This is a genomic window from Acinetobacter sp. YH12252 (assembly GCF_013417365.1).
GTDB classification, from domain to species: Bacteria; Pseudomonadota; Gammaproteobacteria; order Pseudomonadales; family Moraxellaceae; genus Acinetobacter; species Acinetobacter towneri.
In genome coordinates, this window is record NZ_VPEA01000019.1 from 1 (window position 1) to 24,702 (window position 24,702).

Sequence of the window (24,702 nt, forward strand, 5' to 3'; positions counted from 1 at the left end):
CGATTCATAGAAGTAAAAAGATGGCTGATTACAGAGAGCTACTTAAAAGTAACTTTTCGACGAATTTGTATTTTATTCCAGCTTATAGCCCTGAGTTAAATCGAATCGAGATGGTATGGAAGCAGATGAAATATTATTGGCGAGATTTTCAAGTCATGACAGCTGATAAAATAGAGCAATGGGTGGAGAGAGTATCAAACCAATTCGGAAAAGAATACATGTTTACTTTTTAATGACAGCTTACATTTGGGAAGATGATTTAATTGGTCAGTTGATGTTGGCTGAACTGCTCAAAGCAGCAGATCGTGGTGTAAAAGTTCGTTTATTAATTGATGATCAAAATGGTACGCAACTTGATCCAACCTTAAAACGGCTTGCTCAGCATCCTAATTTTGAAATAAAAATTTTCAATCCGTACAAATATCGGCATTTTCGTGTGATGGATTATTTGTTTCGTTTTAAACAAATCAATCGCCGTATGCACAATAAACTAATTATTGCCGATGGGGCGATTGCCGTGACAGGTGGGCGTAATATTAGCCGTGAATATTTTGATGCCAGTGAAAATTTTCAATTTACTGATATGGATATTCTATTCTATGGCAGTGCTGTCCCCCAAGCCAATGCCGTGTTTTTAGAGTTTTGGAATGACGAACTAAGCTATTCAGTAAAGCAATTATTAGGCACAGGCAACGCGTTGCAATTGAGAGAATTGCGTAATCGCTATGAATTAAATGCCAAATATAAAGATAAAATTCGTGAACGTGTGGCTAACGCGCAAGAAGAAGTCAGCATCAAATTAGAACAACATCCTGTACAGTGGGTATGTGCGCATTTTGTGGCAGATTCTCCGAATAAAATTCGGGGTACAGCTCAAGGCGAGCAACTGATTTACAAACAAATGTTAAAGTTAATGGGTGAGCCCAAACAACATTTAGAACTGGTTTCTGCCTATTTTGTCCCAACAGAAGATGGTCTTAAAACACTCACTCAACTGGCTGAAAAAGGAATACAGATACGTGTATTGACCAATTCATTTTTAGCCAATGATGTGCCTTTGGTACATGCATTTTATCAGCAGTATCGCGTAGATTTACTTAAATCAGGTATTCGTTTATATGAATTTAAGCCTTATATTGAACGAAAAAAGCGTACTTGGTATGAAGTTGCAACGGGTAACGTAATTCCTGCCAAAGGCAAAAACGCCTCGAGTTTACATGCCAAATTCTTTGATATAGATGGCATGGTCTTTGTAGGTTCTTTTAACCTTGATCCTCGTTCTGCAAAATTAAATACCGAAGTTGGCTTGGTGTTAGAGTCTGAACAATTGCAAAACGATGTTTCTCAATCTTTAGACCGCTATTTGCCACAAATTGCGTATGAACTGCAATTAGACGAAAACGGTCAAATTATTTGGTTAGATCATCAGGCAGATGGCAGTATTCAAACGTATCATCATGATCCTGAAACCACACAGTTTCAGCGTTTTATGATGAAAACAGTTTCATTATTCCCTATTGAATGGATGATGTAATGACAATAGATAGACATTAATTATGGAAGCGTATTTTTCTTTCTCTGCCATCACTGTCTACAATTATTTAAAGTTACTTATAGTAAGCCTATTTCTTTAAATAAGTTAAAATACGCTTCTGCCTTTTTCTCTAAAGCTAAAGGATAGGCTCGTGAAGATGAAGGCATCCGATATAAATGCAGCTCACGCTTGGCAAAATAGCAATGTGTCGCCTGCCCAATTTGAGGTTTTTCGGCAGATTCAGGCATAGATAACATGAGTGTATCAGTCGCTTTATCGCCTGTGGTCATAATGCTTTGACATAAAGGTATCTTGCTTAAAAGTGCTGCAATATCCATTGGTTTTTCAATCTGTAAAAATTTGTCTGATGCATTGCCTTTTAAGCGAATCACCTGCTGCGCCGTATCTGAAATAGCAATGCCAGTGGTGTTTAAAAAATCAATAATTTTATGAAGATGAAAATTTTTAGCTTCTAAATCTAAAAAGTAGTTTTTATCTTGAAAAAAGCATAAGCCCAAAATTCGCCACATATCATTTTGATAATTCGGATAATAAAAATCCATTTTCCAACGGCTTTTAGGTGGTGGAAAACTCCCCAACATTAACAGCTTGGCATTGGCTGGTAAAAAAGGTTCGAGTGGATGGGTTTCTATTTTTGACATTGTTTAAAATCAATAAGTTATAATGCGATTTGAAAAAATAATTTTGACTAAATATCAAAAGATTGTTTATTAAATTTTAGCATAATTACAGTTTTTTCAACGATACAATCCATTCCATTTAGTGCTTTTTTAATTAATGCCTGCAAAATTCCTGCAAAACTTTTGCAAAACTATTATGGAAAATATAGAACGCATTGACCATTATGACAAAATAAAATTATGAAAATTTGGTACTAAAATGGGTGATTTTTCATAAAAAAATAGCGAACAGTAAGTCACTACTGACTTAAAAATATCGTCTAAATACGCTGTTCTTTGGAATGAAAAAGGCACCATAAGATTAATGCCAGTCACTCTCTTAACTGACTGGCATTAACCCAAAGGTGGCTAAAACTAAATGACAGGAGTTAAACTGCGGCATTCTGACAGTGCTTTGTAGCCTATCCCGCCCTTATGCCAATCATGTCTTTGCGCCAACTCATAAATTGGCATGTAGACTTCCCTGCCTACAATTTGCCGTGCATCTTCTGCAGCAAATTTAAAATGGTCATGGATGCCATGTCCCATTGTCGGGCTGATCTTACGGATCACGTCTCCAAACTCTGTCCACCAGTGACTGAGCCATAGCGCATGCAGTGCCATTGAACGTGAGCGATCTGAAACAGCAGTATGGCTTTTCTCTGCTTGAGAAAATAACGCTATTAAGTGATGCACGTATTCCACTGCCACTGGTATAGCTTCATACGGAATATCTTCGATATGCTCTACATTGAAGCGTTGATGCACAAGTTTATAGGCTTCTGAGTAATTTAAGTGCTTGGTTTTAGCCACGAGCATATTCACAGCATTGGTTAGTGGTTCACGCTCTGATTTGTGGGTTTTGGCTAAAATTTCCTGACGATGGAAATAGCAATCTTCCAGTTGCTCAAATACGTCCCATGCTTGGTCGGTATCAAGCATTTTGGCATGTCGGGCTGCGCCACGTTCTGTCCAAAGGATCAGGTTTCTTGTATTTCGACTGACTGTCTTTGAGTCAGTCAGTTGCTTGAATGCTTTTAGTTCAGCACCCTCAAGCTTAAAAAAGTGCTTACCATCTATAAACCGCTCGTTATTGCGTGAATGGTTCTGTTGGATGTTGTTTACATCTGTTCCATAGAAGTCAGCTAACATCGCAGTTGTGACAACTGGAATAGATTTAAAATTGATGATGGAAACTTGTGTATCGATGATTTGTGCTAGACTATTCATGTCTTTTCTCCGCGAAGAGATTGGATAGAACCCCTTGTTTGATGTGAGAGTCGCAAGGGGTTTTTTTATTTGCAAAATATGTCCAGTGGACATATTGAAAATATATATGTCCACTTGGTACTATGTCAATAGGAATTTTAAGGACAAAGTCATGGGTAAACATTTAGGTGTTGCTTATAATTTACGCTTACCGCCAGAATTAAAAGACAAAATTGCAGTATCGGCTAAAGAACTAAATCGCTCAATGAATGCGGATATTGTGGCTCGACTTGAAGAAAGCTTTTTGAGAAATGAGAGTTCTGCTCCTGCCAGTTCTGATGTAAAAATCATTCATTTAAAAAATGGAAAAAAACGTGTGGTTTATGGAAAGTTGCTCAATACGCTTGATTTAGACTACACACAAGAACTCTCTGCCCTACAAAATGATATTCACCTTTCTCTTGAAGTATTAAGTGGCTCTTCTTTTTGGAATTCATTAAAGTTTTTCAATAAAGATGTTTTAGTTTTTAAGGGTGACAATCATATTGATGTTGTAGATAACGGTAAAAGAAGTCTTGGTTGGTTGGTTGTAGAAGATCATTATGCCAGTACTTAAAAAAAGTGATAAAAGCTAATTTTTGAATATGAGTTATATAAATAGCCATAACAAATAATATCTTGTTATGGCTATTTTAAATTCTTATTAAACGATAATTTTTTCTGAATTATGATAATCACCAATAGATAAAATTAAATCTTTAACAACTTTTTCTCCAGTAAAATAATCAAAATTATTATCTTCTATTTGCTCACCAACTCGCATAAAGTTTAAACCTTTACTTATTCTATAGTAAGAGTTATCAAATCTAAAATATCTATCATGTCCACTTACTCGAAAAAACTTATTCTCAACATCAATAATTTTAAAACTTGATATATTCTTTTTTAAAGGACTTGTTAAGAATTTATTTATATAATTCAATAAAGCTTCTTCACCATCTTTGGCTCCTAGAGCTTTGACTTTATCTAGCAAAATATTATCTTCATTAATCTCATTAATAGAAGATACGATTATAATTCTATATTTTCCATCATATTTAGAAATCTTTTTTAGGAGATACTCGAAGCTTGATGATGAATTTTTAATTTTATCTTCGACAATACTTTTAAATAAATATCTGTCAATTATAGTAATATCTGTGCAATATTTACACAAATCACTAAATTTATTTTTCCAGATTGTTTCTAACTCATCACCAACTACTGTCTTTTTTTCAAAATTATTCTTAACTTCATTAAAAGAAGGTGAAACCAAAATCTGACCAGGTGTTATAATTTCAAAACTGCCTTGAAGCTTAGAAATAGTTCCTAACTCAGTTAACATATAAAAATGATCTTCATCAGAAAATAGTACTTTAAAAAATTTACTATATTCCTCTATTCCATTATACATAGGTTCATGATTAGCAAGCTCATTAAGATTCTTCCAATTTTCTGTAAGTTTCTTTACTTTAAAAAAATTTGGGGATGTTAATACTGCTGTCCAAATTTTCCGGTGATTTTGATCTATTGTCTTTAAGTATTCTTTAAAATCTAAATTTTCTGGAAATACAAATACTCCATATTTTTTCCAATATTGATTTAACTGCTCGTGAATACTTGGATTATATTTATCACACAACAATTTGGATGAAAAACAAGCTCCATCAAACGAAAAATGAACTAACATGCAACTTTATCTCACCCAAAAATTTCATCAATTCGTTCATCAAAAAATCCTGCTGGCCATTCATCCCTAAAACTGCCATCTTCATCAAGTCTAATGTGATGAAGCTTTGAACCATTTGAAGTTGGATGTACATAAACAATTGAGATATCTTCAGGTTTAATTCTGTTATCTTTCATACGTAATAATTTTTGAAGACGCAGCATTAAGGCTTCACTATGCGTTTCAATAATCCATTGATTATTTTTACATGTATCAACAAAAAACTCAGCCAAGTCTGCCTGTAATTTTGGATGTAAATGAATTTCAGGCTGTTCTACACAAATAGTTGAATTTTTTCTAATTATCCCCTCGACAATGACTGGTAAGATTTGACTAATCCCAACCCCCACATCAGAAGGACCAACTACAGTGTTTGTTCTTAAATCCTCTAGTAGTATAGAAATTACAGGGCCTGTTAAATCATCTCCTAATTCTTTAATAAGTATTTTATATGGGATTTTATATTTAAAAAAATAATCATTTATTTTATCTAATAATAATTCACCCTGAGACGAAAGAAAAAAACCTATATTATTTCCATCAATCCCAACACTTATTTCACTATCATTTTCAAGCATATAAATTTTCTTTATTCTTTTTCGTAATGGTCCAATATAAGAAATAGTACTCAGTTTATCTTTTAAATTCGACGCATTTTTAGTTACAACATTATTAACTAATTGTGTAATAGAAAACTGCTCTGGATGTATCTTATAAGTACTCATTGGAGGCAAATCAAAAGACAGTTCTGTTGAAGATGGAACAGAGTAGTTTAATGTGCTTTTGTATACTGGAAGCGTAATCATTTTTTTAATGATGGCTTTATCTATTTTTAATTTATGAATATCTTCAAAAAAGTAATTATTATTATCACTATATTTAAACGATAAAGAGCTTTCATTTAATTCTTCTTTAGTCATTTTTAATGGATTGTTCAAAACTAAATTATTTACAAACTCATTAATTACATTTATTTTTTTCTTTTTAAAATTCATTTCAGAAAAGTACTTGTAATTTTTTAAGAATGAAAAACCTTGCTCACCTGAATCACCGATATATCCATAAACAAATTCAAATCTTTTATGATATTTATTATATTCTTTCTCATTATCTATATAATAATACTCCACATTAAATTCAATATCTTTATTTAAATCATGTTTATTAACAATGACAGGGAAGTTTCCTAATTTTAAATTTAACCCATTTGTAACCAAGCCACCATTCTTATTTGGTTTTAACATTGTCTGTTGCAACAATAGCAATGATTGGATTATAGTAGACTTTCCAGATGAATTTGGGCCATAAATCAAAGTTATTGGCGCTAATTTTAATTCCTGCCAGTCAGAAATACTTTTAAAATTCTTAATAGAAAGCTTTTCAAACATAAAAAATTAACCTGAGATTATTTATAAAATTTTAACTTTATTGAACTTTTTGACTTTCAGCTACAATCAAACTCGCCATTTGCTCAAAGTAATGATTATTCATATAATCAAAAACACTCAAATTTAGATCCAGCTCATTCACTATATTCCTAACCCCATTATCATGCGATACAAGAATAGTTGCATTATTAGCTAATGCAATTCCAATAATCTGTATATCAACTTTAACTTTTTGCCGTGGTTCTTGAGACTTTTGGTTCTGTGGTAGCTGGCGATAATCACGATAAATTTTCGCAGCGATTAAAGCTGCCTTTGCATCAAAGTCTAAATTTTTAAATTTTGAATTAGGCTTTAATAAGCTTAAAGAACGGGCTTCATTGTCATCGCCAGCGATAAACTCAGAAATTACAGGCATGGGCAATGCAATAGATAATTTTTCATTTTGCTTAAGGAATGTATTTAGATTTTTAAATTCAGCCTCATTCTTATTTGTCATTAATAAAGTAATTAAGGCATTCGTATCTAAGATAATCAATCTTGACGCTCCTTCAGCCATTCACCAATTGGATCGTTATGTTTCGACCAATTTGATGCACCTTTTGATCTAAAGTCATCAATCCATTCATCTAATGTCATGTCTTCAATAACATGAAATTTGTGAATAACATATTTTTTCAATATTAATTGATAAGAATTTGATTTCGTTAAGTATGTGGCTTTTCCTTCAAATCTTAAGCTTTGATCAGTATTAAAAAATGGATGTAGTTCTTCTAATAACTTTTTAGAACACTGCGCTGGTACCTCTTCACCATTATTCAAAATAATCGTAATGTGGTCTGACTTATCTTTTCCTTTTTGCAGACGGGTTAGACGGCCATCTAAAGATTCTTCTTGGGTGAAAACATCTTCAGTTTCGACTTCAGGAACGACATATAAAATTTCTTTAGGTTTATAAACCTCATCTTCTCTTAATGTGCCATAAGAAATTTCAGCATGACTAAAACCATACTTACCCAACTCTTTTTGGATACGGGAAATCTGTTTGCGTTTTGCTGTGGTGTCTTTAGTTACATTTAAAATTGCGACAGATTTAAGGTCTTCAGGAACTGTTATGGCGATGGTCGTTGAACCTTCTTTAATTGTATTAAAGCTCGATTGTTTAACACCAACAATTTGACCTAAGGCTGATAGTAAGTTAACTACACTGGAAATTTCTAAATCATGTAAATGTCCATCATGGATTTTCAAAACAAAATCAAGATCGCCAGCTTGTTCTTGCTGAACAGCTGGATCTAAAAGATCTAAACTTTGCTGGGTTGGCTTCCCTTTTTTATCCACTTTTGACATTTCAGATCATCTTAAAATGCTACTGCTCATAGTATGTTCAATATCTTTAGTTTTATAAAGTAAACTTACTAAATTTAATAAATACATCTTTTATGGCTAAATCTATGATTTGTCAACCAACTTTTATTGCTAAATCTGAGATTTGTCAACTAACGCAGTCCCTATTCATTTTTAAGTAGTAAAAAGAACTCAACTTTTTTGTAAAAAAAATTAAAAATTAACCGTTTAGTAAATTTAAGTGGGTTTAGTTAACCTTTATGGGTTGGTGTAAAGCTTTGTATTTTATGTGTATTTAAAACTTCTCAACACAAATTGAACAAATTTCAATATTTCTTTTAGATATTTTTATATATCTTAAAAGTTGGTTTGATAAGACTTAAGTTTATAAATTGAAATGAGATCTAAAAGCACTTTAACCAGAGTGAGAAGAATTGAGGGGCAAATTAATGCGATTCAAAGTCGCCTAGCGGATAGTGATGCTACTTGTACTGAAATTTTACAACAGGTTGCAGCGGTTGACGGCGCAGTAAATGGGCTTATGCGCCATTTGATTGAGAGCTATTTGAAAGAGCGTGTATTCGCAAATACGGAAGAATCTGACCCTGAAAAGTTGGAAGAGTTTTTAACTCTTTGTAAAAGGTACTTATAAAAAACTCATTTGGTCAAACTAATAATAAGAGTAAGTTTATAAAGAACAGCCCGCATTAGCGGGGGCATTTTTTATTCTTTATTTTGTTTTGCTACGATCTGCTCCTCACCTATCTCACAACCTATTTCTACAGCACCGTTTAGTCCAAATATAGACAACAATAATTTAAACATCATTTTCCCCAAGTAATTCTTTATCTATTTGGGTAGATTTGAGTTATGTTTCATGCGGTTCATTCGATCAATATCTGCAGGTTTGTAGCCATGATCCAAGAGATACTTGGTCTTATCATCGGGATAGTCTCTCAGAATATTGACTCTCCGACAAACCTGGTACGATTCATTCCTTCTAGAATTACTATAGATTTCCAATAATTCAAGCCACAAGGTGTATACTCTCACGCGATCATTAATCACATAAATAGACATTATGAAATTCATTATCTTGGCTTTATTTTTCTTTTCTACTTGGGCATCGGCAAAAGAAATTAATTCAATTCCAAATGAGTATATTGGACTCTGGGGTGATAGCGTCCGCACATGCAAAACTAAAGAGCCTAACGGGGGCTTTATGCTCCTTGTAAATGTTACTCCAAAGCTTATTGAGGGGAGTTATGCGGAATCAAGCTTTACATTTAAACCTATTTTTATAGAAGATGACTGGATGCACAACAAAGCTCTACCAACTGCAGGATGGTATGCGCCATATTACGATGAAGATGGTGATCAGCAACAAAAACCAGTATTGATGAATGTAACGCTTTTCAAAGAGCGCAATGGATTGTACATATTGCCATTAGCTAGCACAAAACTTGTAAAATGTTAAAAAGAAGCCCGCAATCAGCGGGCTTTTTTAATAGAAAGAAATTAATAAATAATACCATCCCACCAACCACGCACATCTCTGTTGGTAGTATATGAGGCAGTGTTACCTGGTTTCAGTGTGTAGTTGCAGGTGTAAACTGTTGCATACTGACGGCCAGTTCTTGCATGTGTCAGATAATTGGTTTGTACCGCTCTTCCAGTAGAACAACCAGATAAGCTCAAGGCTTCTGATAATGTCGTATAGGAGGTTGATAGTCTTTGTGTTGGTCCATCACATTGATATTTACCTGAATTGGTCTCCCAACAAACCGCAAGTGCTGTATTAGGAGAGTCATCAGCTATTACTTGCGTGGATCCAAAAATTGAAAAACACATAGTTATAGCTGCAAATAATTTTAAAGTCTTCATCTTTAATTCCCCTTAAAAAATTAACTCTGAAATGCTGCTTAAAATTTCATATATAGCATGACTATTTAAATAGGGATACTCCCAATATTAGGATGTCTTTTGGATGACGCTTCGATTAATTTAGTAAAAGTGTTGCTATAAAGGGACTTAAAAATGAAAAAAAATATTCTGGGGATAATAGCGCTTTCAGTTATATCCATGTGTACATTTGCGGCTACAGATGGGGTGTACGCTATTCAAAATGGCTACTACTCTATCAATGTTAAATTCGCAGAAAATAGTCTCACAATTGTTGAGCCTAATAAAACATCCACTTATCTAAAAGATACGAGTGGAAATTATATTTTCACAAATCCAACCAACAACATTACTTATGGTATGCGTGTTGTGGATGACAAAACTATAGAGGCATACAAGCCAGGTGTTCCAAACTCAACAACGGTTCTCACATTACAATCTGCATCAGCCAAAGCCTCAAGTGAGGATAAAGGTAATCAGATGAAAGCTCTTGCTGATAAATATTTTAAACTTGCGGAATCAGACAGTAACAATGTTCACACGTGGGCAAATTGTGCCTCTGTAGCTTTGGCTTATTCGAGCCTGTCTTTGGAAAAAGCAAAAGAAATGGAGTTACAAGCAGCGACTTTAATTAAGTTAAGTCAATCGCCTGTAGCAAACTCATCTCCTTGCTCTGAAGTAATATCTAATAAAACTTGGATATCCGCTCCAAGCTATTAATAAACAAAGTAAAGTTAAGCAAAAGCCCACTATTAGCGGGCTTTCTTATACGCATTACCGAGTTTTACATCATAAGAATTCTACCTAAAACCGTTCTAAAATCATCTCCGCGACTTCTTTGCCCCAAATTTGGTAAATTTCTTTACTTGGATGAAAACCATCTTTTGCCATTTCTAAATTCATGGATTGATATTTTCGAATATCATATTCAATCCACTGCATATCTTCTTGTTGTGCAATCATTTTTTCTAATTGTAAGTTCATTTGTTTTGCGTATTGTCCAAATAGCCAAGATAATGGATTGGGCAATGCGGGAAATAAATGCATTGGTGGAACCCCCGTAGCAATGATTAATTCAGGTTGGAATTTCGCTTGAATAAGTTGATAAAAATGTTGCTGTTGTTTAATCCAAGTCTGTGCCGACATTAAGCGTGTTACATCGTTGACACCAACAGAAGTAACCACAACATCATATTTTTGATTTACCAGTTTTTTCGTTTTTTGAATGACTTGTGAGGTAGTATCTCCAGACTGCGCCTCTAAACGCCAATGTACTTGGTACTGATGCTGCAAAGCAGAAATCACCGCACCTAAAAGCGCATCATTTTGATGTGCTACCCCAACGCCTGCAGCGGCAGAATCGCCTAAAATCAATAATGACAGCGTTTGCCCTTGCCCTGTAATACCTTCTCGTGCGCCTTCGGCTTCAGGCAATCGGATCGTGTTCTTTTTAACACGACTTCCCTGAATCACCAAAGCGGGAATTAAGGCAAGGGTTGCTGTTCTAAGCCACATCACATTTCACTCTTAAATACGAAAACCGAAAATACAAATTTTAAACCCAAACAAAAGTAGAGACTCAAATATAAAAATAGCATCGTGTCATTTAAAGTGATTGCATTCATCATCAGCTTTAAATTTCAGGATGCTATTCAAATACTATGATATCGCTGCTATTTAGCCGAGTTTATTGACCAATTTTAATGGTAAAACTTTCATAGCTAAGCCCAATGGCAACCATGGCCATTTAGGTACATAGGCTTTAATTGGCGCTTTTTCAATTTCTGCAGCAAGTAAGCGTGAACCTGTTTTTTCATCAACTTCAAAAGGCAGTTTTTTTGCACCTTCGTTGATTTCGGTACGAATATAACCAGGGAAAATAGTCGTAACTTGAATAGGTGTATCAATTAATTCTGCACGAATTCCTTCTGCTAAATGTGCTACTGCAGCTTTACTTGCACCGTAAGCAGTAAGATGTTTTGGCATACCACGAATGGCACTCATAGATGAAATCATCACCAAATGCCCTGAGTTTTGCTCACGGAAAATTTCAACCGCGGCTTCACACTGCGCCAAAGCTGAAATAAAGTTGGTTTCTACTGTGGCTTTGTTGATGGCAAAATTACCTTTACCAATGCGACGTCCTTCGCCCACGCCTGCATTGACAATAATGCGGTCAATTTGTCCAAAATCTTGTTTAAATTCACGAAACACCTGAAACACCTGATCATAATTGGTGACATCCAGCGTTTTTGCAATAACACGAATACCAAACTGGCTTTCCAGTTCTTGTTTCAGCGTTTCCAAACGCTCTAAACGTCGGGCGCAAATTGCAAGGTTATAACCCATTTGAGCAAATTCACGTGCCATACCCGCACCAATACCTGAACTTGCACCTGTAATTAGAATTGTTTTTGTCATGGTTTGATCCTTAAATCCAAGTCAATAAATTTGAGTTTTCAGCTTTAATAAAATGATGTTCATTCAAGCTTAACAGTTGTGGTTCACTGCCGACCAAACGTAAAGTGGTGATACTTGAGTTAGTAATTGCCCAGTTCAATGCAAAGGTTTTATTGGGCGTTAAGCCTAAAATTTTACCTGCAGCCACAGAAATCACACCACCAGAAGTAAATACCACAGCATATCGTGGTTGTTTTTGGGCTAAGTCATCACATAAATGCTGCAATGCATCTTCGACACGCTGTTTAAAATGCGGCCAAGATTCTTCATATTCATGGTGATATTCACCGCCCGTCCAGCGTTCTATCGCACCTTCAAAAATTTTTGCCAAATATGCACGAGGATTGACCTCTTTGGCGACATCTTCTTTCATCAATTCAGGTTGATTAAAACGCGGTTCATACTGCGCGAAAACCTGTTGATGATTAAACTCGTTCCATGCACTGTCGGTATGAATTTCGACCTCAGGAAAACATTCTGCCAAAGCCAGTTGTGCAGTTTGCTGATGGCGCTGCATTGAACCAGCCACCACATAGGGTGCTTCTTTTAAAATGCGATCAAAATAACGTCCGAGCAATTTGGCTTGTAACTCACCATTAGGCGAAAGTTGATCATAACTTTCTGCCCCAAAAGATGCTTGCCCATGACGAATTAAATAAATGGTGGTCATTTCGGCATCAATTCCTTAAATTTGGCGATATATTTTTGTGCTAGTTCATTTGCTTCCAGTTTTTGTAAACCAATTAACTTTAAGGCACGAATATGCAAAGCATGAATGACAATCCAGAAATCCTTAAATGCAGGATTATTGGTTTGCTTGTGGAAATAACGATAATAAATTTGCTGGGCGATCACCGCTAAACGGAAAATTCCAAACACTTCATAGAATGTCCAGTTATCGGTGCTCAAGCCTGTTTTTTGCAAATAATAGTCCACCACTTGCTGACGTGTGAACATGCCTTTTAAGTGCGTTGGTTGACGACGGGTGGCTTTAAAAATTTGATTATCGGTATCTTCAACCCAATATGCCAAAGCCGAGCCTAAATCCATGAGTGGATCGCCCAGTGTTGCCATTTCCCAGTCCAAAACGCCAATCACTTGAGTCGGATGTTTCGGGTCTAAAATCACATTATCAAAACGCCAGTCGTTATGAATAATGCAGGTTTTTGAATCTGCAGGAATATGGTCTAACAACCATTTACGCACATATTTAAAAGATGGCACGTTGATGGTATGTGCTTTGGCATAGCGTGCATCCCAACCTTCTACCTGACGTCGGCAATAACCATCACCTTTCCCTAATTTTTCTAGCTCAGTTCCTGCATAAGGTACTTGATGCAGCTCAATCAGTTTATCAATGACATTTACACAAAGTTCATGTACTTGAGTTTCGCTAAAATCAAGCTCTGGTGGCAATTTTGCACGTGGGATAATGCCTTCAATACGTTGCATCACGTAAAAATCGCAGCCAATTACAGCTTCATCCTGACACAACGCTACCATTTCAGGTAACACAGGATAAAACGGGGCTAAATTCTTTTGCACATGATATTCACGCGCCATGTCATGTGCAGATTTAGCTTTAGTACCTTTGGGCGGACGACGCAAAATTAAATCAGCATTGCTGTACTTAAGGCGATATGTCCAGTTCGATGCACCGCCTGAATATTGTGTGACTTCTACAGGTTCTACGACATCGACATTTTGTTGTTTTAACCATGCTGTCACTGCCTGAATATCGAGTTCTTCGCCTTCGCGTACTGTGCCGCCTACATCAATAACTGACATTATTTTTCCCTAATTTTCCAATTTTTTTAATCTAACATAGATTTTCTGTGTTCTCTTGAGATGTATCGGCAATATCAGAAATATTGCCGAATACACTACCAAGCGACACAATAAAAAATTCGCAACTGACTTATTTTTTGCGGCTGCTACGATAACCACGTTTAGCCAACTCAAGTTTGGCAATCATGCCTTTGTGTACTTCGTCTGGTCCATCGGCAAGACGTAAACTACGCGCTTGGGCAAAGAAACCTGTCAACGGTGTATCTCTAGATACGCCTGCACCACCATGAATCTGCATCGCCATATCAACTACTTTTTCCAAGACACTTGGTGCAACCACTTTAATGGCAGAAATTTCGGTAAGTGCTGCCATATTGCCTAAAGTATCCATTTTATAGGCTGCATAGAGAGTTAATAAACGTGCTTGGTCAATCGCCACACGTGCTTCCGCTACACGCTCCAAATTGCCACCGAGTTTCAGAATTTCCTTGCCAAATGCGGTACGACTCATGCCACGGTCAATCATCAACTCCAAAGATTTTTCGGCTGCACCAATACAACGCATACAATGGTGAATACGCCCCGGACCTAAACGACCTTGTGCAATTTCAAAACCTTGTCCTGCACCGCCAATAAAGTTGGCAACAGGCACACGCACGTTATCAAAACTGACTTCGCCATGACCGTGTGGCGCGTCGTAATCACCAAATACAGGTAACATGCGTTGAATTTTAACGCCCGCAGTATCCACAGGGACTAAAACCATAGAGTGTTGATGATGACGGTCTTTGGTTTCATCGGGTGTATGCGCCATAAAAATAATAATTTTGGCATTTGGATCGCCCAAACCTGAAGACCACCATTTACGACCATTCAAGACAATTTCATCGCCGTCTACGATTGCTGTTGCCTGCATATTGGTCGCATCACTTGAAGCCACTGCAGGTTCAGTCATACAAAACACAGAACGAATTTTACCTTCAAGCAGCGGTGTCAGCCATTCTGCCTTTTGTACTTCAGAACCATAGCGCCATAAAACTTCCATGTTGCCGCTGTCGGGTGCATTACAGTTAAATACGGTTGGCGCAATCAAACTGCGTCCACTCAACTCTGCAATGTGTGCATATTCTTGTACCGACAAACCTTGTCCTAATTCTGGACAAGGTAAAAACATATTCCATAAACCTGCAGCTTTGGCTTTGGCTTTTAATTGTTCTAATTGTGCTGGCCATTGCCATTTAGTCCAGTCACCACCCTGATTTAATTCGTGAACTTCTGCCCAGAATTCAGCTTCAATCGGCTCAATTTCTTTGGCAATAAAGGCTTTGGTACGTTCTATATAGTCTTTGGCGCGTGCAGATAGCTCAAACATGGTTCAAATCCCTTAAAATATTGTATTCATTGCTTTACAACACCTTAACTTGAAAACTAATATGAACAAAATGATTTAATTCAATAAAACACTATGAATCATGTTCATAACAATGCAAAAGTTGATCTTACCGTTTTTCATCGTTTAGACATCAATTTATACCCGATGTTTGTTGCAATTTATGAGCAGCGCAGTATTTCCAAAGCTGCACAAATTTTGTGTATTAGCCAATCTGCCGCCAGTCATGCTTTGCAGCGTTTAAGACAACATTTACAAGATGATTTACTGGTGCGAAGTGGCAATAAAATGCTGCCTACGCCTTTTGCCGAGCAAATTTATCCGACTATTAAAAATGCCTTGTTGGCGATTCAAAGTATTGCAATACAGAAACAGCAATTTGAGCCGAATATGTTGCAATCGCTCAAAATTGCTATCCATGATGAAATTGAACCGATTATTTTTCCTAAATTGGTGGCGCATTTTCAAAAGTTAAACTTGGATATTCAATTTCTGAGCCACAAATTAGACCGCAAAACGGTTTTGGCAGATTTAGCGGCACAACAAATTGATTTCGTAATTGATTTAGAACAAAACTTTGGCGAAAAAATTCAGTTTCAATCTTTAGTTCAAGACCAATTTGTGGTCTGTAGTTCACAACAAGAAATGAATACTGCACTTTATTTATCTTCTGCACATATTGGGGTTTCATCACGGCGTACTGGTATGTTGCTAGAAGATATTTATTTGCATCAAAAGCAATTATCACGGCAGGTTTTTTTACGTTGTCAGCACTATTCTACGGCGTTACAGATTTTACAGCAGCATCCTCAAGCCATACTAACTATTCCTAAAATGATTTTAAAGCATTTGAATATGAGCCAAAAATTGAATATTTTTGATGTGCCTGTAGACTTGCCTGTAATTAATATGGGGATGTATTGGCATAAAGATTTACAGGAAAATTCAAGGCATTATTTCTTAAGAGAGGAAATTTCTAAAATCTTTGCTTAGGCTATTTTGAATTAATCTTGAATTTGCAAGTGGTTGCTAATCGTCTTGTATGATTCTATAAAAAATAAAAGCCGCCGAGACAGCTTTTTAATATGGGTTTGTTCTTAAAACTTCGCTTCCAATACTTTTGTAGATACTTTGCCTTTCCATAAATCACGCAAAATTGGCAAATAGAACTTTTCACCTACTTCTACCAATTCAGCATCAATTAAGGCATGTGTTTCATGCATAAATAAGTAATCTAGCTCCACAGTTTGTAATTGTTGTTGTGCTTTGGCGAAATCTTTACGTTTTTGTTGGGCTTGTTTCACTAACTGATCTGCAAATGTCTTGCCCTTGAACTGACTGAGCGCATTTAAACGTAATTCAATCACGCCCCACCCACTGAGCAGCAATTTAAATAACTCTAAATCTGCAGTGGTTGATTCCCACGTCATTTCTTCCAGATTTTCATTTTCAGGCAATACAGGTAGTAAAAGCTCCATTACACTTGGAAAAATCTTTTTAAAATTCAAGATAAATTTAACAGGCTGCTCACCCGGGTAATCTTTAAATTGCACGTGTTGCTGAACATCTGTTAAATAAATTGAGAGCATTGAAAATTTCCGTAGTTAAGATATTGAGTTGCTTATAAAAAAATTAAATTTTGCAAAATAAATGCAAAACTTTAGCAAAACAGTATTTTGAAGTATTGCGTATTCTAGCAATTATGGCAGCTTATTCAATGGAAGTTGAATAAGGAATGGGCATAAAAGAAAGCACCCAAAAGCGGTTGGTGTGACTAAATGACGAGTTTTTATTACATTTAGACAGCACCTTGTAGCCTATTCTGCCGTTATGCAAATTATGTCTTTACACCAACACATAAATTTAAAATCGTATTAGGATGAATTACCCCACTGCATTCATCAATTAAGTGCAATAAAAAAACCCAGCATTTAGGCTGGGTTTAGTATATTTTTATTTGAGGGGCTTAGGAAGTTAAGCATATTAAAAAGTATGGTAACTTCCTTATATGAAAGCAAAAAATAGATACTATTCCCATTCAAGAATCGCAGAAGCAAAATTCAGGCAAATTATTCGCTTTTTTGCCATGGATTTTACTGCATCTGATACTGCTAAACTTACCAATATTTCTGTTCGCTCCATCAATACAATTTATATCAAATTGCGCAAAAAGATTGCTGTCCAATGTGAAGAAATATCTCCCTTCAATGGTATTGTTGAACTGGATGAATCTTACTTTGGTGCTCGTCGTGTTCGTGGTAAGCGAGGTCGTGGGGCATCAGGAAAAACCATTGTATTTGGGTTGCTCAAACGGGATGGAAATGTGTACACGGAAATTGTACCAGATTGCTCAAAAGCTACACTGCAAGGGATTATCCGTGGGCATATAGAACTAGATTCTGTCATCAATACAGATGGATGGAGGGGGTATGATGGTTTAGTTGATATTGGCTTTGATAAGCACTTAAGAGTAAATCACGGTGACAATGAATTTGCTTGTGGTGAACGTCATATTAACGGTATAGAATCCTTTTGGGGCTATGCGAAAAAGCGGCTCAGTAAATTTAATGGAATTGACAAGAAGATGTTTTATTTGCATCTTAAAGAAACGGAATATCGCTTCAATCATCGCCATGGTAATTTATACCTCGATTTGCTTAAAATACTCCGTAACAACCCTCTTTAACTTCCTAAGCCCCTATTTGATTAATGCAACGCCATTTCCGCACTTTTAGCTAAGAATGCCGAACGGCTTAAATGTTGTTTTTTTGCAACAGCATCAATACGTTTTACTAAAGCTTCTGGCATGCTGATATTAATACGAATAGACTTTGTATTTACTTTTGTTGTATCAATATCAACTAACAACCAAAAACCACCCTCAAATCGCTCATCACCTAACCATTGCTCTGGGCTTGATGGTTCTGGTAACGGAATATCTTCACCATCAAAGTGAACTTCAACCGCTTCCTGTGCCATGCGCTGAATATCTTGCAACTCATCTGCTGCGCTAAAGCATCCATCAAAGTCAGGAAAGGTTAAACCGTATGCGCTATCTTCATCTTTGTGAACATATACTGGATATAACATTTTTACCTCCACTCCCAACCAGCCTGTTTATATATATTGCGTAGAGTTCCTATTGGCATATCTTTACGTGGATGTGGTACCACAACATGCCCAGGCTTTTCAGGATGCTTATACTTTTCATGGTCGCCTTTACCACCCACTTTGTACCAGCCTTCCTGCTCAAGACGCTTAATAATGTCTTTGCTGTTCATTGTGTAATTATACACAACATAATTTTAATAAGGAAGGATGCCCAAAATTTTCCCTGATTTTCATAAACAAAGTCTGTGTCTACCTCGCATCATGTGCAGACAAACACAGACCTTGAATTTGTTTAAAACTGATTACTTGGTATTCGGTGCAATCATTTGTTCAGGACGTACCACTTCATCAAACTGCTCTGCTGTGACCAAATTCAGCTCTACTGCAACTTGCTTTAAGGTTTTATTTTCCTTATAAGCTGTTTTTGCCACCTCCGCTGCATTCTCATAACCAATTACAGGATTCAAAGCGGTCACTAACATGAGTGAATCATGCAAAAAGTGATCTATTTTTTCACGGTTTGCTTGAATGCCAACGGCGCAATGCTCATTAAAGCTATTACATGCATCACCCAAGAGTTGAATAGATTGCAATAAGTTATATGCAATTACTGGCATAAATACATTCAGCTCAAAATTGCCCGATGCACCAGCCACGTTAATTGTGGTGTCATTGCCCAATACCTGTGCAACTACCATGGTCATTGCTTCGCTTTGTGTTGGATTAACCTTGCCCGGCATAATACTTGAACCAGGTTCATTTTCTGGAATACGCAGCTCACCAAAACCACAACGCGGGCCACTGGCTAACCAGCGAATATCATTCGCAATTTTATTTAAACTCACCGCCAAAGTTTTTAATGCACCTGAAGCAAATACCGCAGCATCACGCCCCGCCAAAGCCTCAAACTTATTTGGTGCAGTCACAAATGCTAAGCCTGTTAGCTGTGCCAATTGCTCCGCTGCCTGTACCGCATAATCAGGATGTGCATTTAAGCCTGTACCGACTGCTGTACCGCCCAATGGCAACTCATACAAGCCTGTTAAAGCCTGTTCTAGACGTTTTAAACCATGATCTAGCTGCGATACATAGCCACTAAATTCCTGCCCTAAAGTTAATGGTGTCGCATCTTGTAAATGTGTACGTCCAATTTTGACAATTTCAGAAAATTCTTCACTTTTGGCATGCAACGTATCGCGCAAACTCTTTACTGCAGGAATGAGCAGTTCATTAATTTGCAAACTCGCTGCCACATGAATTGCAGTTGGAAAAGAATCATTGGTCGATTGGGCGCGGTTGACATGATCATTCGGATGTACAGGCTTTTGTGCACCTAAAGGATTCCCCAGTTTTTGATTGGCGATATTGGCAATCACTTCATTACAGTTCATGTTACTTTGCGTACCCGAACCTGTTTGCCACACCACCAAAGGAAATTGACTGTCCCACTGCCCTGCAATGACTTCATCTGCTGCACCGACAATGTACTGCGCCAACTCTTGAGGGATTTGCCCTAAGTTTGCATTGGTTATTGCCGCAGCTTTTTTAACCAAACCCATAGCGCGAATCATGGCGCGTGGTAAACGCTCATTGCCGATTTTAAAATTTTGTAAGCTGCGCTGAGTTTGTGCGCCCCAAAGCGCGTCATTCGGAACTTCAACCTCACCCATGGTGTCATGTTCAATACGTGTTTGCATGTTCAGCCTCATTCCTTCGTGATTTCAATGATGTCATGTGCTCTTATCTCGATCTTATAAAAAACAGACAGCTTAGTAAATGATAATTATTATCAATAATTCCGTTGCATTGTATCTGTTTCAGCTATGAGGCTTCGTGAATCGCATCTCAACGAATTTTATAGCGCTTACTTTTAATGCTTAAGCGTATTTTGATAAAAACGCCATTCATCCTCTAGCATTTTTTCCAGACTACGTTTTGGCTGCCAGTGTAAATATTGTTGTGCCTTATCTACGACTGCACCCAACTGATCCAACTCAGGATATTCATAATGAATTGCAGGAACTGTAGCAATTTCAGTGTCAGTGACTTCACTAATACGTGCAAGTAATTGTTGAATTGAAACCACTTCTCCCGCAATATTAAAAGCTTCACAGCTATGCGTTTGCTCAAATAACCAATGCAGGCTTGCAATCACAGCATCACAGGCATCGAGTACGTGCACAAAGCTACGTTCTACAGTTTGATCTGCAGTATTAGCTTGCTGACGTAATTCAATCGCTTCACGCTGCTGTACTGCGACTTGCATCGCCAAAGGAATAATATTTTTAGGTAACGGAGCAACGACTTCACCTAAAATGCCGTGTTCAAATGCACCTGCTATATTACTCAAGCGCAAAATAGCAATATTCCATTCATTATCGGTTCTAAAAGTATCGCGGATGATTTCTTCAACCATCTGCTGAGATTTCACATACGGATTGGCATAGGTGTAATTAAAACTCTGGCTTTCTTCCAGATTCAATCCTGACTTGCCATAGACCGCTATACTTGAAAGATGCACCAAACGACGCACGCCTGTACGTTGCATAGAACGCAATAAACTCATAATACAACTGACGTTATCGTTATAATATTCCAGTGGTTTAAGCACCGATTCTTCTAAAGATTTAAACCCTGCACAATGCACCACCGCAGTAATCGAATATTGTTCAAAGACTTTGTTCAGCGCAGGCGTATTTCTTACATCCAGTTTGGCAAAAGGCACATAACGCCCTGCAATATATTCAAGTCGCTCTAAGGTCTGCATACTTGCATTGGATAAATTATCTACAATAATGACCTCTTGCCCTTGAGCCATTAGGCTTAATGCAATGTGTGAGCCTATAAAGCCTAAACCACCAGTCACTAAAATCATTTATACTACCTTTTTTTATAAAGTCTGAATGCGCCTTGGCACATTGCATTAGTGAATTTTGATGAGCACCTTATTACTAATAACCTCCGCACCAACCTCTATTCATGCATGGCATGCACTCGGTCTTGCTCAAGCCTTACAACAGAAAAATGAGGCTTTTCGTGTGTTTTTTTATCAAGATGGCGTTGCTGTAGCGAATGAGTTGCAATGGGTACCCGATGATCAACGCAACCTCAAAACAGAATGGCAAAAATTGTCTATTCGTTTACCCGTATGTGTAAGTGCCGCACTGGCACGTGGTATTAGCGATGCAGACAATGCCAAACGCCATCAACTGAGCCAACACAATTTAGCCGCAGGCTTTGAATTGGTTGGCTTGGGCGAACTGACCGATGCAGTGCAAAGCACAAAACGCCTGATTCAATTTTAAGCGATTCATTTTGTAAATCTGTTGCATTTAAAAGGTAAATTGTGTGAAAACTGTACTCGTGGTTTTACGTCAGGCCAATTTAAACAGCTTACAAGTGCATGAAAGCTTGTCTGCAACAATGGTACTGGCAACTTTTGGTTGTGAAGTCAAAGTGTTATTACAAGATGCGGCATTAAGCCTATTACAGTCGGAACTGGCATTTGATTCACTAAAACATGCTTTTAAAGTGGCATCCAATTTGGTCGATAGCTTTGAGTTTTATGACCTCAGCCCAATTTTGATTGAAAATAAACATGCTAACTCGCCGTTTATCAAAAATACGGTACATGAAATTGAATGGGTGGAACTGAATCGGGAGCTGATTCAAACCTTTGATCGAGTTTTATATTGGTAGGTTGATCGGTGGTTTAACAATCTGATTGATCATTTGACCATATCTAAACATCTAAAGAGAAAAGCATGTCTGACGCAAATTTATATTTAATCCAAGCGAGCTTTGATAGCACCGCAACAATTTTAGCAGAGCTAAATGCCTTGTATGCTCCGCAAGACAGCGTTGTACTTATGGGTGATGCGGTATTGCATCAGCAACATCCACTCTGTGCCCAGCTAGACAAAATATATGTACTGGAAAATGATGCAGAAATATTGAATGGTCATTTGGCGGAAAATGTACAGCCGATTAATTATGCAGCTTTTGCAACGCTGTGTTTAGCACATCAGCGCTGTATCAGCTTAAAATAGCAAGCCGTAATGATATGAAACCAATGCAAAGCATTTTTAAGGGTGAATGAAACAAGAGATGACACTAGAATTAGATCAAGATGGACATTTGCTGGATTACACTGTCTGGAATGAACAAGTGGCGCAAGAATTGGCGCAAAGTTTAGAGCTTGAACTCACAGCTTGGCATTTTGAAGTTTTGCACGCTGTACGCCAATTTTATCAGCAATTTGGACACTCACCTGCAACCCGTCCTTTAATCAAATTTTTAATGAAAACTGTAAGCCCAGAGATTAACAACGCTGTTTTGCAGGAAAAATTTAATACAGGTTTGGTGGCACGGCATTTAAGTCGTTTAGCGGGTATTCCTAAACCAGCCAACTGCTTATAGACAAACTGTTGCTGATTAATACGGCACTGATTTAGGTTTGTTTTAAATTTTGCTGTGCTTGGATGTACTGATAATACACTGGGGTAAAATGTGGTTTTACTTGCTTGGCATGCAGTTCTTCACCACATTCCGAACATACCACCACAGGCTGAAACGTCTTAGCACAATTTTTATGGATGTATTCCACAGGCTTACCTAAACCTTGATCCATCCATTTATCTGCCCAATTTGCCATAGACAGCATTAAGGGATAAAGCTCCAAGCCCTTCTCTGTCAATTTATATTCAAAACGTTCTTGGCGCTCTACATAAGGCACTTTGACTAAAATTTCATGTTCCACCAAACGCTTTAAACGATCTGACAATACATGCCGCGTTACGCCCAAATGTTGTTGAAAATCATCAAAGCGACGCATACCCATAAAGGCATTACGAATAATCAGCATCGTCCAACGGTCACCAATCACCGACAAGGTTCGTGCAATCGAACAAGGCTGCTCGCCAATTTCATCCCATTTCATCTATGTCGCCTATCCCTCAGTTCACTACCTGCAAGTTAAAAGATTCTACAGTCTTTGCAAAGTTAGTTTTGCATGAAAATTGATAAAAAATGAAGTATGACTTCACAATCTGCTTAAAAGGAATCCCCAGTTTTTGGGGTTTTATACGCCTGCATCTTCAATCTTTAAATTTGCTATTCACTTATAAGGCAGATCACACTATTTAGATGTAGCTCCTGCACAAAAAACTTGTTCAGTCATACCTGAAGCCGTGAAACTGTTGTGCTGCTGTTCTAAATAACGCTTTGCCACCATTAACATCACAGGTGCAGGATACAAGTTTGGATTGTACTCGGAAATTTCAGCAATATTTTTATAGGCGTGATAGCGTGCACAAAATGCCTGTTTTTGTTGTTCTGCCGTTGCTTGGCTCGTAGGATCATCCAATATTTTTTTGCTGTCATTCACAATTTGCGTGTATTGATTTAACAAATCTTGATATTGTGTTTGGGTCAACCCATTGGCTGTATGTGGAATTGTAATAGGTGTAGATGATGCTTCAAGTGCCAACTGCTGCGCTTGAATACCTTGTGCCATTACGCTCAGACTTTGCAGTCCAAGCATAATGCTCACCGATATTTTTGCCATGTTCGACATGCGCATAAGCTTAAGACTCATCGCCTTCTTTCCAGACATCTTCATAGTCATCAGCATCAATCATAAAGCGGTAGCCTTGTTCTAAAGCCAGATATGGAAGCACGTCAGGCAAAATATCTTGCAACTCGCGCACAGGCATGGTTTCAAAGTTCACTTCATCTTCACCCAATTCACCGCCATAAATGTACCACGCGACTTTTTCTTCACCTTCTGGCGCTTTACGCAAGCCCACAATTGGGTCTTTATTTAAGGTCTGGACTGCAACTGCGACAACATCATCGCCACTCACTGCAATATAGGCTGAACCAAATTCTTCACAGAGCATTTTTTGTTCTTCTATCAATTCTGCCAAGGCTGAGTTTTTTTGCTTTTGCTGTGGTTTAGACATGACAATTCTCTAAGATAAGCTGTGAGTATTCTAACGAGTAAGCGACTGGAGTAAACCATATGAACGACACGAAATGTCGTTTTAAATACTTGTAATATAGTCACTATTAAGAAAAATACTGTTAAAATAATTGGATGAAGACACTCAAATTACGCATAAAAGACA

Annotated in this window: 31 protein-coding genes and 1 pseudogene; 12 read left to right on the forward strand and 20 right to left on the reverse strand. The window is 37.2% G+C overall.

The window, feature by feature from the left end:
* Positions 1-233, forward strand: a 233-nt coding sequence (locus tag FTV28_RS12395; RefSeq protein ID WP_171458237.1) for a transposase, incomplete at its 5' end; no start/stop codon positions are given.
* Positions 233-1,534: a phospholipase D family protein gene (locus FTV28_RS12400; RefSeq protein WP_257222848.1), complete on the forward strand. Its 1,302-nt coding sequence runs from the start codon at positions 233-235 to the stop codon at positions 1,532-1,534. The genes FTV28_RS12395 and FTV28_RS12400, both read left to right, overlap by 1 nt.
* Before the next feature lie 77 nt (positions 1,535-1,611).
* Here FTV28_RS12400 and FTV28_RS12405 read toward each other — a convergent pair whose 3' ends face one another.
* Both FTV28_RS12405 and FTV28_RS12410 read right to left on the reverse strand, forming a co-directional pair.
* A complete protein-coding gene (locus FTV28_RS12405; protein WP_179990609.1) occupies positions 1,612-2,196 on the reverse strand; it encodes a uracil-DNA glycosylase family protein in 585 nt (194 codons plus the stop codon).
* A gap of 393 nt (positions 2,197-2,589) precedes the next feature.
* On the reverse strand, positions 2,590-3,444 hold the full coding sequence (locus FTV28_RS12410; protein ID WP_179990611.1) for an ORF6N domain-containing protein: 855 nt from the start codon (positions 3,442-3,444) through the stop codon (positions 2,590-2,592).
* A gap of 151 nt (positions 3,445-3,595) precedes the next feature.
* Here FTV28_RS12410 and FTV28_RS13675 point away from each other — a divergent pair.
* A pseudogene (locus tag FTV28_RS13675) lies at positions 3,596-3,727 on the forward strand (Arc family DNA-binding protein); the annotation flags it as partial.
* Between the two features lie 399 nt (positions 3,728-4,126).
* On the opposite strand, the gene FTV28_RS12420 reads toward FTV28_RS13675, so the two are convergent.
* Genes FTV28_RS12420 through FTV28_RS12435 form a run of 4 tightly spaced genes read right to left on the reverse strand, consistent with a single transcriptional unit; the run spans position 4,127 to position 7,926 of the window.
* Positions 4,127-5,152, reverse strand: a complete 1,026-nt coding sequence (locus tag FTV28_RS12420) for a hypothetical protein (protein ID WP_131261433.1) — start codon at positions 5,150-5,152, stop codon at positions 4,127-4,129.
* A gap of 11 nt (positions 5,153-5,163) precedes the next feature.
* Entirely contained in the window at positions 5,164-6,579 is a 1,416-nt protein-coding gene (locus tag FTV28_RS12425; protein ID WP_096902558.1) for a DUF3696 domain-containing protein, read from the reverse strand.
* A gap of 37 nt (positions 6,580-6,616) precedes the next feature.
* Positions 6,617-7,114 carry a PIN domain-containing protein gene (locus FTV28_RS12430; RefSeq protein WP_096902559.1) on the reverse strand — a complete coding sequence of 166 codons (498 nt, stop codon included), beginning with the start codon at positions 7,112-7,114 and terminating at the stop codon, positions 6,617-6,619.
* On the reverse strand, positions 7,111-7,926 hold the full coding sequence (locus FTV28_RS12435; protein WP_131261434.1) for a hypothetical protein: 816 nt from the start codon (positions 7,924-7,926) through the stop codon (positions 7,111-7,113). The genes FTV28_RS12430 and FTV28_RS12435 overlap by 4 nt, the downstream gene beginning before the upstream one ends.
* A gap of 394 nt (positions 7,927-8,320) precedes the next feature.
* Here FTV28_RS12435 and FTV28_RS12440 point away from each other — a divergent pair, with 394 nt between their 5' ends.
* Positions 8,321-8,575 (forward strand): metal/formaldehyde-sensitive transcriptional repressor, encoded by a 255-nt coding sequence (locus tag FTV28_RS12440; protein ID WP_131261435.1) that lies wholly within the window; start codon positions 8,321-8,323, stop codon positions 8,573-8,575.
* 429 nt (positions 8,576-9,004) lie between these two features.
* On the forward strand, positions 9,005-9,400 hold the full coding sequence (locus FTV28_RS12445) for a hypothetical protein (protein WP_131261437.1): 396 nt from the start codon (positions 9,005-9,007) through the stop codon (positions 9,398-9,400).
* Positions 9,401-9,441: 41 nt separating this feature from the next.
* On the opposite strand, the gene FTV28_RS12450 is transcribed toward FTV28_RS12445, so the two are convergent.
* Positions 9,442-9,807: a hypothetical protein gene (locus FTV28_RS12450; RefSeq protein ID WP_131261438.1), complete on the reverse strand. Its 366-nt coding sequence runs from the start codon at positions 9,805-9,807 to the stop codon at positions 9,442-9,444.
* Between the two features lie 153 nt (positions 9,808-9,960).
* Here FTV28_RS12450 and FTV28_RS12455 point away from each other — a divergent pair, with 153 nt between their 5' ends.
* On the forward strand, positions 9,961-10,545 hold the full coding sequence (locus tag FTV28_RS12455; RefSeq protein ID WP_131261439.1) for a hypothetical protein: 585 nt from the start codon (positions 9,961-9,963) through the stop codon (positions 10,543-10,545).
* 84 nt (positions 10,546-10,629) lie between these two features.
* On the opposite strand, the gene FTV28_RS12460 is transcribed toward FTV28_RS12455, so the two are convergent.
* The 5 genes from FTV28_RS12460 to FTV28_RS12480 all read right to left on the reverse strand — a co-directional run bounded on the left by FTV28_RS12460 (position 10,630) and on the right by FTV28_RS12480 (position 15,445).
* A complete protein-coding gene (locus tag FTV28_RS12460) occupies positions 10,630-11,340 on the reverse strand; it encodes an SGNH/GDSL hydrolase family protein (protein ID WP_096902562.1) in 711 nt (236 codons plus the stop codon).
* A gap of 162 nt (positions 11,341-11,502) precedes the next feature.
* The gene (locus tag FTV28_RS12465) at positions 11,503-12,246 is read right to left on the reverse strand and encodes an SDR family oxidoreductase (protein ID WP_004973576.1); all 744 of its coding nucleotides are present in this window, start codon (positions 12,244-12,246) and stop codon (positions 11,503-11,505) included.
* A 10-nt stretch (positions 12,247-12,256) separates the two neighbouring features.
* Complete coding sequence (locus tag FTV28_RS12470) at positions 12,257-12,955, reverse strand: histidine phosphatase family protein (RefSeq protein WP_004973573.1); 699 nt, start codon at positions 12,953-12,955, stop codon at positions 12,257-12,259.
* Positions 12,952-14,073, reverse strand: coding sequence for a phosphotransferase family protein (locus FTV28_RS12475; protein ID WP_004973572.1), 1,122 nt, complete (start codon positions 14,071-14,073; stop codon positions 12,952-12,954). The genes FTV28_RS12470 and FTV28_RS12475 overlap by 4 nt, the downstream gene beginning before the upstream one ends.
* A 130-nt stretch (positions 14,074-14,203) precedes the next feature.
* Positions 14,204-15,445, reverse strand: a complete 1,242-nt coding sequence (locus tag FTV28_RS12480) for an acyl-CoA dehydrogenase family protein (protein WP_179990613.1) — start codon at positions 15,443-15,445, stop codon at positions 14,204-14,206.
* Positions 15,446-15,538: 93 nt separating this feature from the next.
* Here FTV28_RS12480 and FTV28_RS12485 point away from each other — a divergent pair, with 93 nt between their 5' ends.
* Positions 15,539-16,456 (forward strand): LysR family transcriptional regulator, encoded by a 918-nt coding sequence (locus tag FTV28_RS12485; protein WP_179990615.1) that lies wholly within the window; start codon positions 15,539-15,541, stop codon positions 16,454-16,456.
* Positions 16,457-16,560: 104 nt separating this feature from the next.
* On the opposite strand, the gene FTV28_RS12490 is transcribed toward FTV28_RS12485, so the two are convergent.
* On the reverse strand, positions 16,561-17,052 hold the full coding sequence (locus FTV28_RS12490; protein ID WP_004973565.1) for a hypothetical protein: 492 nt from the start codon (positions 17,050-17,052) through the stop codon (positions 16,561-16,563).
* 419 nt (positions 17,053-17,471) lie between these two features.
* On the opposite strand from FTV28_RS12490, the gene FTV28_RS12495 reads away from it, so the two are divergent.
* Positions 17,472-18,149 carry an IS1595 family transposase gene (locus FTV28_RS12495; RefSeq protein ID WP_179990617.1) on the forward strand — a complete coding sequence of 226 codons (678 nt, stop codon included), beginning with the start codon at positions 17,472-17,474 and terminating at the stop codon, positions 18,147-18,149.
* 20 nt (positions 18,150-18,169) lie between these two features.
* On the opposite strand, the gene FTV28_RS12500 is transcribed toward FTV28_RS12495, so the two are convergent.
* From FTV28_RS12500 to FTV28_RS12515, 4 genes are all read right to left on the reverse strand, one after another.
* A complete protein-coding gene (locus FTV28_RS12500) occupies positions 18,170-18,553 on the reverse strand; it encodes a type II toxin-antitoxin system HicB family antitoxin (protein WP_104851972.1) in 384 nt (127 codons plus the stop codon).
* A 2-nt stretch (positions 18,554-18,555) separates the two neighbouring features.
* A complete protein-coding gene (locus FTV28_RS12505; RefSeq protein WP_004973562.1) occupies positions 18,556-18,744 on the reverse strand; it encodes a type II toxin-antitoxin system HicA family toxin in 189 nt (62 codons plus the stop codon).
* Positions 18,745-18,876: 132 nt separating this feature from the next.
* A complete protein-coding gene (fumC, locus tag FTV28_RS12510) occupies positions 18,877-20,271 on the reverse strand; it encodes a class II fumarate hydratase (RefSeq protein ID WP_096902814.1) in 1,395 nt (464 codons plus the stop codon).
* A gap of 173 nt (positions 20,272-20,444) precedes the next feature.
* Complete coding sequence (locus FTV28_RS12515; RefSeq protein ID WP_179990619.1) at positions 20,445-21,449, reverse strand: SDR family NAD(P)-dependent oxidoreductase; 1,005 nt, start codon at positions 21,447-21,449, stop codon at positions 20,445-20,447.
* 61 nt (positions 21,450-21,510) lie between these two features.
* Here FTV28_RS12515 and tusD point away from each other — a divergent pair, with 61 nt between their 5' ends.
* From tusD to FTV28_RS12535, 4 genes are all read left to right on the forward strand, one after another.
* The gene (gene tusD, locus FTV28_RS12520) at positions 21,511-21,879 is read left to right on the forward strand and encodes a sulfurtransferase complex subunit TusD (RefSeq protein WP_179990621.1); all 369 of its coding nucleotides are present in this window, start codon (positions 21,511-21,513) and stop codon (positions 21,877-21,879) included.
* 43 nt (positions 21,880-21,922) lie between these two features.
* Positions 21,923-22,273, forward strand: a complete 351-nt coding sequence (locus tag FTV28_RS12525; protein WP_004973555.1) for a hypothetical protein — start codon at positions 21,923-21,925, stop codon at positions 22,271-22,273.
* A 65-nt stretch (positions 22,274-22,338) separates the two neighbouring features.
* Positions 22,339-22,623, forward strand: a complete 285-nt coding sequence (locus FTV28_RS12530) for a DsrH/TusB family sulfur metabolism protein (RefSeq protein ID WP_004973553.1) — start codon at positions 22,339-22,341, stop codon at positions 22,621-22,623.
* 58 nt (positions 22,624-22,681) lie between these two features.
* A complete protein-coding gene (locus FTV28_RS12535) occupies positions 22,682-22,993 on the forward strand; it encodes a TusE/DsrC/DsvC family sulfur relay protein (RefSeq protein ID WP_026438386.1) in 312 nt (103 codons plus the stop codon).
* Positions 22,994-23,024: 31 nt separating this feature from the next.
* On the opposite strand, the gene FTV28_RS12540 is transcribed toward FTV28_RS12535, so the two are convergent.
* From FTV28_RS12540 to FTV28_RS12550, 3 genes are all read right to left on the reverse strand, one after another.
* On the reverse strand, positions 23,025-23,513 hold the full coding sequence (locus FTV28_RS12540; RefSeq protein ID WP_179990623.1) for a helix-turn-helix domain-containing protein: 489 nt from the start codon (positions 23,511-23,513) through the stop codon (positions 23,025-23,027).
* 198 nt (positions 23,514-23,711) lie between these two features.
* Positions 23,712-24,170 (reverse strand): hypothetical protein, encoded by a 459-nt coding sequence (locus tag FTV28_RS12545; protein ID WP_026438387.1) that lies wholly within the window; start codon positions 24,168-24,170, stop codon positions 23,712-23,714.
* Positions 24,160-24,537 carry a hypothetical protein gene (locus FTV28_RS12550; protein ID WP_179990625.1) on the reverse strand — a complete coding sequence of 126 codons (378 nt, stop codon included), beginning with the start codon at positions 24,535-24,537 and terminating at the stop codon, positions 24,160-24,162. The genes FTV28_RS12545 and FTV28_RS12550 overlap by 11 nt, the downstream gene beginning before the upstream one ends.
* Positions 24,538-24,702 lie beyond the last annotated feature (165 nt).